Source organism: Veillonella sp. CNR 79/14, assembly GCF_003992185.1.
Taxonomy (GTDB): domain Bacteria; phylum Bacillota; class Negativicutes; order Veillonellales; family Veillonellaceae; genus F0422.
In genome coordinates this window covers 1-14,699 of record NZ_RQVH01000030.1, presented here as the reverse complement: position 1 = coordinate 14,699, position 14,699 = coordinate 1, and the positions used below count along the sequence as shown (strand labels likewise).

Below are 14,699 nucleotides of genomic sequence, written 5' to 3'. Positions count from 1 at the left end.
TAATAATGATATACACCAACGAAGGGTTATAAACAAGTATTTTTATTTTTCACATGTTATCCACTGACTTATTCACATTATTGTGGATAGAAACAATTCTACTTATTATCTTGTTTATGAACTCTTTTTCTTTGTCTAATTTTTAGTTATCCACATTATGATGATGTGGACAAATAATTCTTATACACATGCAGGAAGGTTTATTATGAGTGACTTAGATCTTTACTCCCTATGGGACCAAGTGATGCAAAAAACAAAAACGAAAATGCCCCAGCAAATGTGGGATTCCTTGGTTGTTAATTCATTGATGCCCTATTCTATGACATCTACTATTTTGACCTTATTTGTTATGGATCCTAGCAAGCTAAAATATATTCAAACCCCATTAGTCCATAACCAAATCGTAGAGGCAGCAAAAAGTTTACTCCCTACCTTGCAGACCATCGACTATTTAACAGATACGGCAACGGTAAATGCATCTCCTGCGGAACAGATGAGTACACCTCCTACAGAGATTCCCCCTATGCCGCCTATCGATATGCCTTCTATTGAAGATACAACAATGGAAAGCTCTCCATCTCCTATCATCCCTCCTCCTTGGGATACAGAAGAGTATAATGAAGTATTACCAGAAGGAGTAAGCCGTCCTAGTTATGATTCTCCTGTCATCATTCAAAGAAATACTTCTCCTTCACAAGGCATTCAAAGACCAGTCCCTGCCGATTTATTTGCTTCTAAAACAACCTCTCCTATACCACCAGCACCACCTGTACAACGAAACATGAGTAGTTCTTCAAAATCACATCTAAATCGTGCTTTTACTTTTGATAATTACATCGAATCTAATTCTAACCGTATGGCTTTCAGTGCTGCGAAAGCAGTAGCTGAAAATCCAGGACTTCGTTACAATCCACTATATATTCACGGTCAATCTGGTCTTGGTAAAACCCATTTAATGCATGCTATTGGCAATGAAATTTTAGCCCTCAATCCATCTACTAAAATTATGTCTATTACCAGTGAAGATTTTATGAATAGTTTCATTGAATCATTACGGACAAAAACACCGGATCAATTCCGTCGTAACTTCCGAGATATCGATGTACTCATCATTGACGATGTACAATTCTTAGAAGAAAAAAATAAGAAAACGACGCAAGAAGAGTTTTTTAATACCTTCAATCATTTATTGAGTCACAATAAAGCGGTTATCCTGTCTAGCGATAAACCACCAAAAGATTATAAAGAAATGGAAGAACGCTTAATCACACGATTCAACAGTGGTCTTACTGTAGAAATTGAAGCACCAAATCCTGAGATGATTGAAGCCATCATCCATGAGGAAATCGATCATCGTCGTAGTGAATACCCAACCTTATATGTTCCAAAAGAGGTTATCCACCTATTTGCACAGTATTTTAATAAGCGAAATATTCGTGAACTAAAAGGCGCCTTTGAAACATTAATTACACAAGCGGCTATTACAAATCGATTAGAAACAATTGATGTAGAATTTACAAATAAGGCAATTAAAGACTTTATCATCCATACAGAAAAAATTGTATTATCCATTAAGTATATTCAAGAATTTATAGCAGATTACTTTAAAATCAAGCTAGAACATTTAGTAAGTCAAAAACGAAATAAGCAATATGCTCATCCACGCCAAATTGCTATGTATTTAGCTCGTGAATTAATCAATGAAAGTTACCCTCAAATTTCCTTTGCTTTTGGTAAAAAAGACCATACTACCGCATTACATGCATATGAAAAAATTTCTAGAGAAATAGAAAAAGACCAAGATTTACGACATACTATCGATCGCATTCGCAAAGAATTAGAAGAAGCAAAGTAATATTAAATTTGTGTATAAGTATGTGTTTAACTTGTTTACATTTTGTGATTACATTGTTAACAAACATACACTTACACACAAGGTATTTATAGACCTGTTACTATGTGGATATATAAAATTTTCTAATCCCAATGTTGTAAACATGTGTAAAACATTGAAATTTATAAGTTTTATGGACCTATCCACTTATACACGCGTCCTACTACTACGTCTACTACTTTAAATAAAAAACTTTAACATAGTTATATTAGTCATAAGGAGTTAATAATGAAACTTCAATTTAACAAACATGAATTAGTGAAAGCCATGTCACTATTCCAACGTGTAGCAAGTAATAAAACAAGCTCTAATTTACCAGGATCTATCTACATTTCTACAAAAGATAACTACGTAGAATTACAAGCTAACGATTTTGAAATTGGAATGAGATCCCAAGTAGATGCTACTATTCTTGAACCTGGTACTATTGTAGTAGGTTCTAAATACTTTCAAGAAATTCTAAAAAAATTACCAGGTGAACAAGTAGAATTATATAAGCCAGACAATTCTAATCAATTACAGATTAAATCCGATCATTCTGAATTTAAACTTGTGACTATGCAAGTAGAAGATTTTTCCTTGGTGGAACAAATCCAAGATGATAATAGTATTATGATTGACGGAGAACAGCTAAAACAATTAATCGACTTAACTGTATATGCTACTTCTACGGATACAGATCGGCCTATCTTCTGTGGTACCTTAGTGGAAATTGAAGGCAATGAGCTTACTATGGTAGGCACTGATACACATCGTATGGCTGTTAAAAAAGTAACCTTAGATGCAGCTCTTGAAAACCCAATGCGTATTGTCATTCCAAAACGCACTGTAGAAGAAGTATCCAGAGTATTACCATCGGATCAACCTGTTATGGTTAAATTAATTTGGAATAGAAATCAAGTAGCTATTGTATTTGATACTGTATATATTATTTCAAGATTAATTGAAGGTACATATCCTGATTATAAACGTGTTATTCCTGCTAAATTCGATGCTAGTGCTATTTTAAATCGTCGTGAATTTGCTAGTTCCTTAGATCGTGTCTATTTTATGGCGAAAGATATGAGTTATTCTGCCATTCGCTATGACTGGGAAGAGAATCAAGTTACATTAAGTTCTCAAAGTGCTGATATTGGTATGGTAAAAGATATTGTTTTATGTACCTTTGAAGGAAATCCTTTCACTATTAATTTTAATGGTAAATATATAGATGAATTATTGAAACATAGCACAGGTGAAAGAATTCATATGTACTTACAAGAACAAGGGGCTATGGTAATTCGTCAAGATAATAATGACCATTACACCTATGTGGTAACACCAGTTCATACACATAATTAAGAGAAAAGAGGAAATTATGAATCAAGAAACTGTATCCATTCATACAGAGTATATTCAATTAGATCAACTGTTAAAATATGCCAATGTATTATCAACAGGTGGTCAAGTTAAAGTGTTATTAGAAGAAAATAAAATCACTTTAAATGATGTAGTAGTTACAGAAAAACGTAAAAAAATCTATCCTAATGATGTAGTAACCATTGCTAATGAAATAAGAATTACTGTGGTGAAGGAGGCTTAATTGTGTATGTGACTGAATTGGAACTCATACATGTTCGCAATCATCGTCATAAAACTATTACTTTCACACCAGAAATCATTGTCATCCATGGTCCTAATGGAAAAGGGAAAACAAATATCCTAGAATCTGCTTATATTGCCACGATGGGACATAGTCATCGTACATCGGATATGAAAGATGTCATTTCTTGGAATGAGGATGAGGCTAGTATTATCGTTCACTTTATGAAAGCTGATACGCCTCATACGTTGCAGATTAAATGGGGGCGTCAAGGAAAAAAAGTCATTCGTTTGCATGATAATCCTCTATCGCAAAAAGAATTAGTAGGTACTTTGAATACAGTCATTTTTTCTCCAGAAGATTTAGATTTAATTAAGGGAACTCCTTCCTTACGTCGTCGTTTTTTGAATATGGAAATTAGTCAGACTAGTCCTCAATATTATCATCAACTTACGATGTATCAACGGGCTGTGCAACAGAGAAATCGTATACTTAAAGAATATAGTTATACGAGTAAGGTGCCAGTACAAAATTGGGATGAACAAATTGCTACTTTAGGTTCACAAATTATCCAAAAACGATTGGAAAGTTTAAAAAAATTAAATCAATTAATGGATTTAATGAATCGGAAACTAACCAATGGTAAAGAAGATTTGCGATTGCAATATACTCAACCTTATAGTGAGAAACAACTATTAGTAACCAAAGATGCTCTATTACAGGCTTTACAAGAAAATTTATCAGAGGATCGGCGACGGTTACAAACATCAGTGGGACCTCATCGTGATGATATTATTTTTTATTCAGGTTCTATGGATTTAAAACGATTTGGCTCACAAGGACAACAACGGACAGCAATTTTATCAGTTAAGTTAAGTGAATTAGAATATATAAAATCGGAAGTAGGAGAATATCCTATTTTACTATTAGATGATGTACTCAGTGAATTAGATCAGGAACGTCGATCTAATTTAATCAAATTCATTCATAAACGTGTACAGACAATTATTACTACTACTGATACAACAGATACAATGGACTTAGATAAGGTGCAGTATATAGACTTGACGGAGGAAATGATACATGGAGAGTAATCTAGAATCTTTTACAGGAGTAATGGATCTTCGTGATGCTATGTTACAAGAACTAGGCATTTATGAAATGTATCGACTTATGAAACTCTATCATGATTGGGAATCTGTCGTAGGACCTATGGTGAGTGGACAAGCAAAATTAGTGCACATAAAGCCACCTGTTATTGTAGTTGAAATTGGTCATACTGTATGGATGCAAGAGATGACTATGCGCAAACCACAATTATTGGAAGCATTGCGTGAGTATTATGGAGAATCTATTATTACAGATATCAAAGTACAACTCCCACGACGTGCTTTACAAGACCAACTTGTATCAGGGGATGCCTTAGATATGACACCTGTTTATGAGGAAATTATAGACTTTCATCAAATTGTGTTGCCCTCTGAGATTGTACAAAGTATAGAAAAATCTGTTCGTGTGATCCGTCATGAGGAACTTCGACAAAAGGTATTACAAACACGTATGGAGCAAGCGAAGAAAGAGTTTGTACTACAGCAAGAGCATTTTCATCAATGTCCTACCTGTGGTCGTTGGCAATCGGAAGGTTCTGCGAAGGTATGCCCTCAGTGTGAATATAAAAAGTATAGACATATCATTCGTACGGTAAAAGGTTTATTGAAGGATTATCCTCATTATAAGTATGACCAAATGAAAGTGATTGCTCCCTGGTGCACCTACGAATGGTATGAAGTGGCAAAAGAAGAAAGTATTTATTATTATTTAACTCGCTTGTTCCAAGGATCTACGGATGCGAATGATATGTATTGGGCTACTATGTTAATTACATCAAAATCGCAAGAAGAATTGTCTTATGAACAAGTTGTAAATATTACAAATAAGTATCGTTGGAACGAAACAGATAAAATGCAAGTGAAATAAAGGCTTAGACTTTCACAGAGATAGTAAAGTATTGTATAATAGAATGTATTATATAGAATATGGTGACCAGTATGGGATGTCATTATATAAATAGTAGGAGGATGTCAGATGGCAGAACAAACAAATTATGATGCCGGTAATATACAGGTCCTCGAAGGCTTAGAAGCCGTTCGTATGCGACCTGGTATGTATATTGGTAGCACATCTGCCCGTGGATTACATCACTTGGTGTATGAAGTTGTAGATAATAGTGTGGATGAGGCCCTAGCGGGGTATGCAACGCATATTGAAGTGACCATTTGTGAAGATAATAGTATTGAAGTTATTGACGATGGTCGTGGGATTCCGACAGGGATGCATGAAACAGGTATGCCTGCGGTAGAACTAGTATTATCCAAACTTCACGCAGGTGGTAAATTTGGCGGTGGTGGATACAAAGTATCCGGTGGTCTTCATGGGGTAGGTATTTCCGTAGTAAATGCTTTAAGTGAGTGGACTATTGTCGATGTATACCAACATGGAAAAATTCAAGAAATTTCCTTTGAACGTGGTAATAAAACGTCTGAATTGAAAGAAATCGGTACGACGGATCGCACAGGTACGACAGTACGATTTAAACCAGATGCACAAATTTTTGAAACCACCATCTTTGAGTTTGATGTATTAAAAACTCGCTTACAAGAGTTGGCGTTCTTGAATAAAGGTTTACGTATTACTTTATCTGATAAACGTGGAGAAGGTCGCAGTGAAAGTTTCCATTATGAAGGTGGCTTAGTACAATTCATTGAATATTTAAATGAAGCGAAAGAAGCTATCACACCAAGTGTTATTTCCATCGATAATACTCGTGACGATGTGGTAGTAGACGTGGCATTACAATATAACGATAGTTATAGCGAAACGATTTTGTCCTTCGTTAATAATATCAACACCATTGATGGTGGTACGCACTTGAGCGGTTTCCGTACAGCCTTAACACGTACCTTAAACGACTATGGTCGCAAGGCTGGCATTTTGAAAGAAAATGAAAGCAACTTGACTGGGGAAGATGTGCGTGAAGGCTTGACAGCTGTGGTAAGTGTAAAAGTATTGGAACCACAATTTGAAGGCCAAACAAAAGGTAAACTAGGCAATAGCGAAGTCAAAGGGATTACAGATACTATCGTGTCTGATGGATTGCGTGTCTTCTTAGAGGAGCATCCAGCAGAAGCGAAGAAAATTATCGAAAAAGCAACCAATGCGAGTCGTGCTCGTGAAGCAGCCCGTAAAGCTCGTGAATTGACACGCCGTAAAAATGCGTTAGAAGTGAGCTCCTTACCTGGTAAATTAGCAGATTGTTCTGAAAAAGATACAACTATGACAGAGATTTACCTTGTCGAAGGTGATTCTGCGGGTGGTACCGCAAAACAAGGTCGTGATCGCCGTTACCAAGCAATTTTACCATTGCGCGGTAAAATTCTAAATGTAGAAAAAGCTCGTCTCGATAAAATATTAGCCAATGCAGAAATTCGTTCTATGATTACTGCTTTTGGTACAGGTATCGGACAAGACTTTGATATTACGAAGAGCCGTTACAATAAAATCATCATTATGACAGATGCGGACGTGGACGGCGCACACATTCGTACTTTATTATTGACATTCTTCTATCGCTATATGCGACCATTGATTGAAGAAGGTCATGTATTTATTGCACAACCACCGTTGTACCAAATTAAAAAAGGTCAAAAACAATGGTATGCCTACAGTGACCAAGAACTTTCAGATAGATTGGATGAAATTGGCCGTGAAGGCATTACGATCCAACGATATAAAGGTCTTGGTGAAATGAATGCAGAACAATTATGGGATACAACTATGAACCCTGAACATAGAACCATCCTACAAGTCAGCATGGAAGACAGTATTGCAGCAGATAAGATATTTAGCGTTTTGATGGGGGATAAGGTAGAGCCTCGTCGAAAATTTATCGAAGATAATGCAGAATATGTACGAAATCTTGACTTATAAGGAGAAGTCTCATGGAAAATAACAAATTAAAAAGAAGTTTGAAATCCCGCCACATGAATATGATTGCCTTAGGCGGTGCTATTGGTACAGGTTTATTCGTAGCCGGTGGTGAAGTAGTGAGTACAGCAGGTCCTGGTGGCGCGTTAATTGCTTATAGCTTCATCGGTATCATGGTATATTTCTTGATGACTAGTTTAGGGGAAATGACTACGTATTTGCCAGTATCTGGTTCTTTTGGTACTCATGCCTCTCGCTATGTAGATAAAGCTTTGGGCTTTGCCTTAGGTTGGAACTTTTGGTTTAACTGGGCTATTACATTAGCAGCTGAATTGGTAGCCAGTGCATTCATCATGAAATACTGGTTTCCTGATGTGCCAGCTATTGTTTGGTCTGCTTTGTTCTTATTGATTCTGTTTGTGTTGAATTATTTATCAGCTCGTTCTTTTGGTGAAAGTGAATATCTATTCTCTAGCATCAAGGTTATTACTGTTATTGTATTCTTATTATTAGGATCTTTATTGATTCTTGGGGTTGGTACTGAATCTCCAGGATTCCATAACTGGACTATCGAAGAGGCTCCATTTGTAGGGGGATTCTCCTCTATCTTAGCTATCTTTATGATTGCTGGTTTCTCTTTCCAAGGGGTAGAATTAATCGGTACTGCTGCTGGTGAGTCTGAGGATCCAGAAAAAAATATTCCTAAAGCTATTAACTCTATTTTCTGGCGTATTTTACTGTTCTATATTGGTTCTTTCACAGTCATCGGTTTTTTAATCCCTTACAATGATCCAAATTTATTGAACAGTTCTGTAGAAAATGTGTCCATTAGTCCATTTACATTGGTATTTGACCGTTTTGGATTTGACTGGGCGGCACATTTCATCAATGCTATTTTGTTGATCGCTGTATTGTCCGCTGGTAACTCTGGTTTATTCTCCTCTACACGTATGTTATACGCATTATCTAAATCAGGAGATGCACCAAAATTATTTAGTTCTATTAACCGACGTGGTGTGCCAATTCCAGCATTGTTAGCAACAGCAGCCTTTGGTTTGTTTGCTTTCTTAACATCTTTAATTGGGGAAGGTCAAGCCTATACTTGGTTGATTAATATCAGTGGTATGAGTGGATTCATCACATGGGTAGGGATTGCGATTGCACATTATCGTTTCCGACGTGCTTATGTGGCACAAGGTCATGATGTATCCAAATTGCCTTACAAAGCATCTTGGTTCCCATTTGGTCCATTGTTTGCCTTGGCATTGTGTTTGATCATTATTGCTGGTCAAAACTATACAGCCTTCATGGGTGAAAGTATTGACTGGTACGGAGTATCCGTTGCTTATATTGGTCTTCCAGTATTCTTCGCTGTATACTTATGGTATAAAGCAAAACATAAAACAAAAGTAGTTCCTCTAAAAGAAGTGGATTTATCTCGCGATTTTGAGGACTAATAGAAACAGCCTACGGGAAGAAGTTCCCATGGGCTGTTTTTCTGTTCATTAATTTTATAATTAAAATAGGATACTACAGGAAATAGGTTAAAAAATAATCTTTTATTAACCTATTATATATTATATAAATATATAAGTATTCTAGAATTTGATAGTATAGTAAAAGTGGCACTAAGTTATTTGTATCCATGTACATATTTTGAATATATATGTATTTAATCATTTATATAAAATAATTGTCAGTATTTTATAAAATTTGATAATCTAGTAATACTAATGATACACGATGAAAGAAAGGATGGTATATATGGAACCTAAACCAACAAAAAATACAATAATATCTGCCTTTCGATATGGTTTTCTTAAAACAACACCGTTATTATTGGGATTTTTATTTTTAGGACTATCCTATGGCATTTATATGCATTCTATGGGATTTTCCTGGGGCTATACATTGGCATTGAGTGCTCTCATTTATGCAGGATCTATGGAATTTGTAACAGTAGCTATGTTACTATCTCCTTTCGATCCAGTAGGTGCTTTTTTAATTACATTCATGGTCAATGGGCGTCATATATTTTATGGAATTTCTATGTTAACTATATATAGACATATGGGATGGCTAACACCATATCTCATATTTGGAATGACGGATGAAAGTTTTTCCATTAACTATACATCACAAATTCCTGCTGAAATTTCCAAGAAATGGTGTTATTTTTTTGTAACTCTATTGAATCAGTTATATTGGGTTGTGGGTTCTGTCATAGGTAATCTTTTTGCATCTGTATTATCTTTTAATGCAAAAGGACTAGAATTTGTACTGACTGCACTCTTTATTGTATTGGCTTTGGAGCAATATAAAATGCAACGAAATTTGATTAGCTCTGGCATAGGATTAGTGATTCCTGGCGTTGCCTTGATTGTCTTTGGCAGTGAACACTTTATGATTCCTGCTATGATTGGAATCGTAGTCATATTAAGTCTGTTACGTAGAACAATGGAGGGAGAGCAATGACTTTCACGGAACAAATCATAACCATTGCCATTGTTGTGCTAGGCACTATGGCAACACGGTTTTTACCATTTGTCATATTTAATTCGAAAACGAAAACACCTGCTTATGTGCAGTATTTAGGGAAAGTATTGCCGTCGGCAACGATGAGTTTGTTAGTAGTATTTTCCTTACGACATGTAGATTTATCTGGCATATATCATGGTATGCCGGACATAATCGCAGTAGCTGTGACAGTATTACTACACCTATGGAAAGGAAATATGTTCCTATCCATTGGGGGTGGAACAATTCTGTATATGGTACTGATTCAACAAGTATTTATATAGTGTTATATGGAAGTATTCTAAATATGATATAATACGAATAATAAGGTTTAAATCATATCAATATGAGAATAAAGGAGACACCTATGATTATTACAACAACGATGCAAATTGAAGGACAACCAATTAAAGAATATAAAGGAATCGTCTTTGGAGAAGTTGTAGAAGGTCGTAACTTTGTGAAAGACTTTTTCTCTTCTATTCGAGATGTTGTAGGGGGTCGTAGTAATAGTTATGAATCATCTTTATCTAGCGTTCGTGAGGCATCTTTAAAAGAAATGAGTAAACGTGCGAAAGATATGGGAGCTAATGCGATCGTAGGTGTATCTGTGAGTTATGAAACATTAGGTGAAACGAATGGTATGCTCATGGTAACATGCACAGGAACAGCGGTTGTTATTTAGTATGTATTAGAGTTACTTTTACAAATAGCAAACAAGTATTATATAAGAATGCAGAAGTATTTCAATATATTTTTAAGTATTGAAATATAATTTAGTAAAAATAGACAGTAAGTATTGTACTAGAATACATAACTATTTAAAGTTAGTAGATGATTAGTTAGATACATATAGTATAGTTTTATAGATAGGAATCGATAAGGAGAGATAGAATCAGTGGGCAGTGACATAGGTATAGAAATTTTAATTGTAGTCATACTCATCATTTTAAATGGTTTATTTTCCATGACGGAATTAGCCATTATTAATGCTCGTAAAGGATTATTAGAAGAAAAGTCAGAAGCCGGTAATCGTGGAGCTCGCATGGCCATCGAGCTAGCGGAAGATCCGAATGAAATGTTTTCCACTATACAAATTGGTATTACTTTAATTAGTATCGTCACTGGTTTGTATTCAGGGGCTACTTTTTCCGATCCTATGGCGACCTATATCAAAGAACATATCTTGTGGTTAGCTGATTATGCCGATACAGTGAGCCCTATTTTCATCGTATCTTTAACAACCTATTTATCCTTAGTCATAGGGGAATTAGTACCAAAACGGTTGGCATACAATTCTCCAGAATCCATTGCCATCATGATGGCAATCCCTATGAAATACTTTGCCACCATCACAAAACCATTTGTGGCACTTCTCAGTATGTCTACAACGGTGCTACTGAAAGTATTAGGCGTTAAACACAAGGAAGAAGCACCGGTAACGGAATCGGAAATTAATAAAATGCTTGTACAAGGTGTGGAACTAGGCGCTTATGAAGAGGAAGAGCCAGTGTTAGTAGAAAATATTTTCCGCTTAGCTGACCTCGATGCCAGCGATATTATGACACCTCGTACGCAGTTGACGTGGATTGATATTAACGCTAGTGATGAGGACATCCTAGAAACCATTATGGAATGCAACGAACATCGTATTCCAGTAGGTGATGATTCCTTAGATGAGTTGAAAGGCTTAGTCTCTTCTGTAGATGTGTTAGCACAACAGATGAAAGAAAGTCATCGTCCGATGAAAGATATTCTAGCTTATTGCATGCGTAAACCAGTGCTCGTACCAGAATCCTTGTCCTTAATGAAAGTATTATCTACTTTCAGAGAAGAAGGTACTCATGAAGCCATTGTGCTAGACGAATATGGTGGTATGAGTGGGATGATTACGTTCCACGACATTATGGAAGAAATCGTGGGATTGATGCCATCTGGGGAAGAGGAAAAGAAAGAAGAAGAAAATCGAATCGTACAGCGAGAAGATGGTACGTATCTTGTGGATGGTCTTATCAGCATTGAAGAACTGAAAGAATATTTTGAAGTGGATGAATTATTACCAGGTGAAGAAGAGGATCTGTATAAAACATTAGGGGGATTCGTGACCTACTTAATCGGTCGTATTCCTAAAGAAGCTAATCGCTGTCACTATGGGCCATTGCAATTTGAGGTCATGGATATGGATAACACGCGGGTGGATAAAGTAATGGTGACACGGAAAGTAGCGGTGGAGAGTAGTTCAGTATAAAGTAAAAAGTATCTATATTGCCACTACTTGGAAAGATACGATATAATAGAAACAGAATACATCAAAGTATGAGTATAGTATACATCATAACTTATGTTAGTCATGAAAGAGGGTACACCATGGAATGGGTATATTTAGCAATTCATTATGGAGATAATGAGCGTGGTCATATTGCGTATAACAAAGAAACAAAAGAATGCCAAGTGGTATTAGAGGATGTAACTTGGAAAGAGAAAGTAGAATCCTATTTGCAAGCAGAACAAACAGTAATGCATGCCACAGGATTAAACACATATGATGAGTTGACAGTGCAACCATTGGATTCCTACGATAACTTAAAATTAGCCTTAACTCGCATGTGGAACAAAAATGGCGTGCAAGTTGATTGGGGCATTCCAGTAGAAGTGAATGGTCAATTACACTTTGCTGAATAAGTGAGAGCAGTCAGTACTTGCAAGATACGATGCGGTGCATACTGAAAGTATCCTGATAAGAGAAAATCTGATATATACCATGTATATGATAAAGCCTATAGAACAGGTTAGCTATGTTCTATAGGCTTATTGTGTATGTAGTAGATGATGAGATATAGCTTTGTTTTATCGTATATGTAAGCAATAGTACATCTATGTCATGGGTAGATAGACAATACTAGTGGATATAGTGTAAAAATAGAACAAAAAAGATACTTTTATCGTACATATGAAATAGTTATCCACCTAAATGTGGATAACTCAGTGTATAACTATGGGTATAGGATGTGAGTAGGATGTTAATACCTTGTGAATTTAGTGTTAATAACTCTATAGTTATCCACAATTTATACACAAAAAGTGAATAACCCTTGTAAAATAAGGCTTTATTGAATCTTAAAAGGTTAGAAAAAATGTTCTGTATTGTGGATATGCACATAGGATACAGATCGAATCTTATTTTAGATTTCATATTGCTAGGTATAGTACAGTTAGACTATAATAGATGTATACTTGCGTTCATAGCTCAGTAGGATAGAGCGACAGTTTCCTAAACTGCAGGTCGGGGGTTCAATTCCCTCTGGGCGCACCATAGATAAAAACCGATGTCATAGAAAGATATATCTGTGACATCGGTTTTTTCATGGGTTTATAAGAAAGACTACCATGAATATATTATAGAGTTTCTCGTATTCGAGTATAGTGCTGATATAAAGAGTATATTAAGAGTACTAAAGGAATCAATAAGCAAATGGCACCAATTGTTTCTGTCATAGAATTAGGCCACATTGGAATGATAAGACCACAAGCGATGAATACACTAGATATAGCAGGAATTCTCCAAATATGAGTAGGAGATAAGGTAGATTTTATAGATGTAGTTTTCATAGGGATATGATATCGTTTCATAATCGTTAGGATAATGCCTAATAACATACCAATGATGATAATAGTATCCCAGATGGCCCATAATATTTTTAATACCATGGAATTATGATTATGAATATGTAAGTTTATCATAGTTTTCATTCCGGTGAAATACCAAGGAATTTCTTTTGTTGCATATTGATCGAGGGTTGAATCACTATATAAATTGGCATATACAGGCTGACCTAAAAACATGGCAGGATCGTCATCATTTTGGCTACCTAAATAAAAGGCATAGTGATAATTATTAAATCTTGAAGGATAATCCATAGAAATAAGTTGACGATTAGGATAGGTTGATAGGATTCGTTGAATTGCTTCAGAAGGAGATAAAATTTCGGATGTATGATTAGCTAATTCTTGCTTTGCCATAGAGGCTACATTTTTTGTGTAATAATCATTAGCAATAAAAAAACCACCAATCCATACACCAGTTAGAGATAATACAATTCCCCAAACAGAAGCAATCATAGAAAATTCACGATGCAGAGCGCTGATTTGTAATCGATTTGATGTTTGTCTACTTCGTTTATAGGCGGAACTGAAAGGGCCGTATAAAAAGATACCACTAAGGATGGATAAGAAGCATATCATAGATAGAATAGTTACAAGATAAATACCAAATTTTCCTAAGGCTAATCGAGTATGTAATTCATGAATTGTGTGTAGTGCACTTCGTACCCATGGATGCGCAGGGGTGACACGATGAGATTCAACAAGTGTATTAGAATTTGGGTTATATAAGGTATAGTCTCCTCCCATACCCATTCGTGCAGGTGGGGCAGATGTGGCTGATGAATCAATAATTCTATAGCGTAATAGGTTAGATCTATTCATGGTTGGAGAAATATTTAAAATATCTTTGGATGGATATTGTTGTTTTACTAATGCAGCACCCGCATCTGCTGCATCAAATATAGAGGATGAGTATGGACTCATTGTCATAGTAGATGTACTATGAGAGGGTTGTCCTAAAGACCAAGCATTTAATTCATTTCTAAATAATAATAATAAACCGGTAATGCAAAACATAAGAAAAAATATAATAGAAAAGATAGATATTCTCTTATGCCA

At 35.6% G+C, this 14,699-nt stretch carries 13 protein-coding genes and 1 tRNA gene; 13 read left to right on the top strand and 1 reads right to left on the bottom strand.

Annotation, left to right across the window (positions count from 1 at the left end; translation table 11 throughout):
• Window positions 1-205: 205 nt before the first annotated feature.
• From dnaA to EO119_RS07480, 13 genes are all read left to right on the top strand, one after another.
• Complete coding sequence (gene dnaA / locus EO119_RS07540) at window positions 206-1,855, top strand: chromosomal replication initiator protein DnaA (protein ID WP_164725697.1); 1,650 nt, start codon at window positions 206-208, stop codon at window positions 1,853-1,855.
• 267 nt (window positions 1,856-2,122) lie between these two features.
• Complete coding sequence (gene dnaN / locus EO119_RS07535; protein ID WP_062402241.1) at window positions 2,123-3,235, top strand: DNA polymerase III subunit beta; 1,113 nt, start codon at window positions 2,123-2,125, stop codon at window positions 3,233-3,235.
• A 16-nt stretch (window positions 3,236-3,251) separates the two neighbouring features.
• Window positions 3,252-3,476 (top strand): RNA-binding S4 domain-containing protein, encoded by a 225-nt coding sequence (locus EO119_RS07530; RefSeq protein WP_126941295.1) that lies wholly within the window; start codon window positions 3,252-3,254, stop codon window positions 3,474-3,476.
• A gap of 2 nt (window positions 3,477-3,478) precedes the next feature.
• Window positions 3,479-4,570: a DNA replication/repair protein RecF gene (gene recF / locus EO119_RS07525; protein ID WP_126941294.1), complete on the top strand. Its 1,092-nt coding sequence runs from the start codon at window positions 3,479-3,481 to the stop codon at window positions 4,568-4,570.
• The gene (locus EO119_RS07520; RefSeq protein WP_126941293.1) at window positions 4,560-5,453 is read left to right on the top strand and encodes a DUF721 domain-containing protein; all 894 of its coding nucleotides are present in this window, start codon (window positions 4,560-4,562) and stop codon (window positions 5,451-5,453) included. Before recF ends, EO119_RS07520 begins: the two co-directional genes overlap by 11 nt.
• Window positions 5,454-5,561: 108 nt before the next feature.
• On the top strand, window positions 5,562-7,463 hold the full coding sequence (gene gyrB / locus EO119_RS07515; RefSeq protein WP_126941292.1) for a DNA topoisomerase (ATP-hydrolyzing) subunit B: 1,902 nt from the start codon (window positions 5,562-5,564) through the stop codon (window positions 7,461-7,463).
• Window positions 7,464-7,474: 11 nt separating this feature from the next.
• Entirely contained in the window at window positions 7,475-8,917 is a 1,443-nt protein-coding gene (locus EO119_RS07510) for an amino acid permease (RefSeq protein ID WP_126941290.1), read from the top strand.
• A 307-nt stretch (window positions 8,918-9,224) separates the two neighbouring features.
• Window positions 9,225-9,935: an AzlC family ABC transporter permease gene (locus EO119_RS07505; protein ID WP_126941288.1), complete on the top strand. Its 711-nt coding sequence runs from the start codon at window positions 9,225-9,227 to the stop codon at window positions 9,933-9,935.
• Window positions 9,932-10,261 carry a branched-chain amino acid transporter permease gene (locus tag EO119_RS07500; RefSeq protein ID WP_126941284.1) on the top strand — a complete coding sequence of 110 codons (330 nt, stop codon included), beginning with the start codon at window positions 9,932-9,934 and terminating at the stop codon, window positions 10,259-10,261. Before EO119_RS07505 ends, EO119_RS07500 begins: the two co-directional genes overlap by 4 nt.
• 83 nt (window positions 10,262-10,344) lie before the next feature.
• Window positions 10,345-10,662 (top strand): YbjQ family protein, encoded by a 318-nt coding sequence (locus tag EO119_RS07495; protein WP_126941283.1) that lies wholly within the window; start codon window positions 10,345-10,347, stop codon window positions 10,660-10,662.
• A 213-nt stretch (window positions 10,663-10,875) separates the two neighbouring features.
• Window positions 10,876-12,225: a hemolysin family protein gene (locus EO119_RS07490; RefSeq protein ID WP_126941281.1), complete on the top strand. Its 1,350-nt coding sequence runs from the start codon at window positions 10,876-10,878 to the stop codon at window positions 12,223-12,225.
• A gap of 119 nt (window positions 12,226-12,344) precedes the next feature.
• The gene (locus EO119_RS07485; RefSeq protein ID WP_009353965.1) at window positions 12,345-12,659 is read left to right on the top strand and encodes a hypothetical protein; all 315 of its coding nucleotides are present in this window, start codon (window positions 12,345-12,347) and stop codon (window positions 12,657-12,659) included.
• Between the two features lie 554 nt (window positions 12,660-13,213).
• Window positions 13,214-13,290, top strand: a tRNA-Arg gene (locus tag EO119_RS07480).
• An 83-nt stretch (window positions 13,291-13,373) separates the two neighbouring features.
• Here the strand turns inward: EO119_RS07480 and EO119_RS07475 are convergent.
• Window positions 13,374-14,699, bottom strand: a 1,326-nt coding sequence (locus tag EO119_RS07475) for a PepSY domain-containing protein (protein WP_126941279.1), incomplete at its 5' end; no start/stop codon positions are given.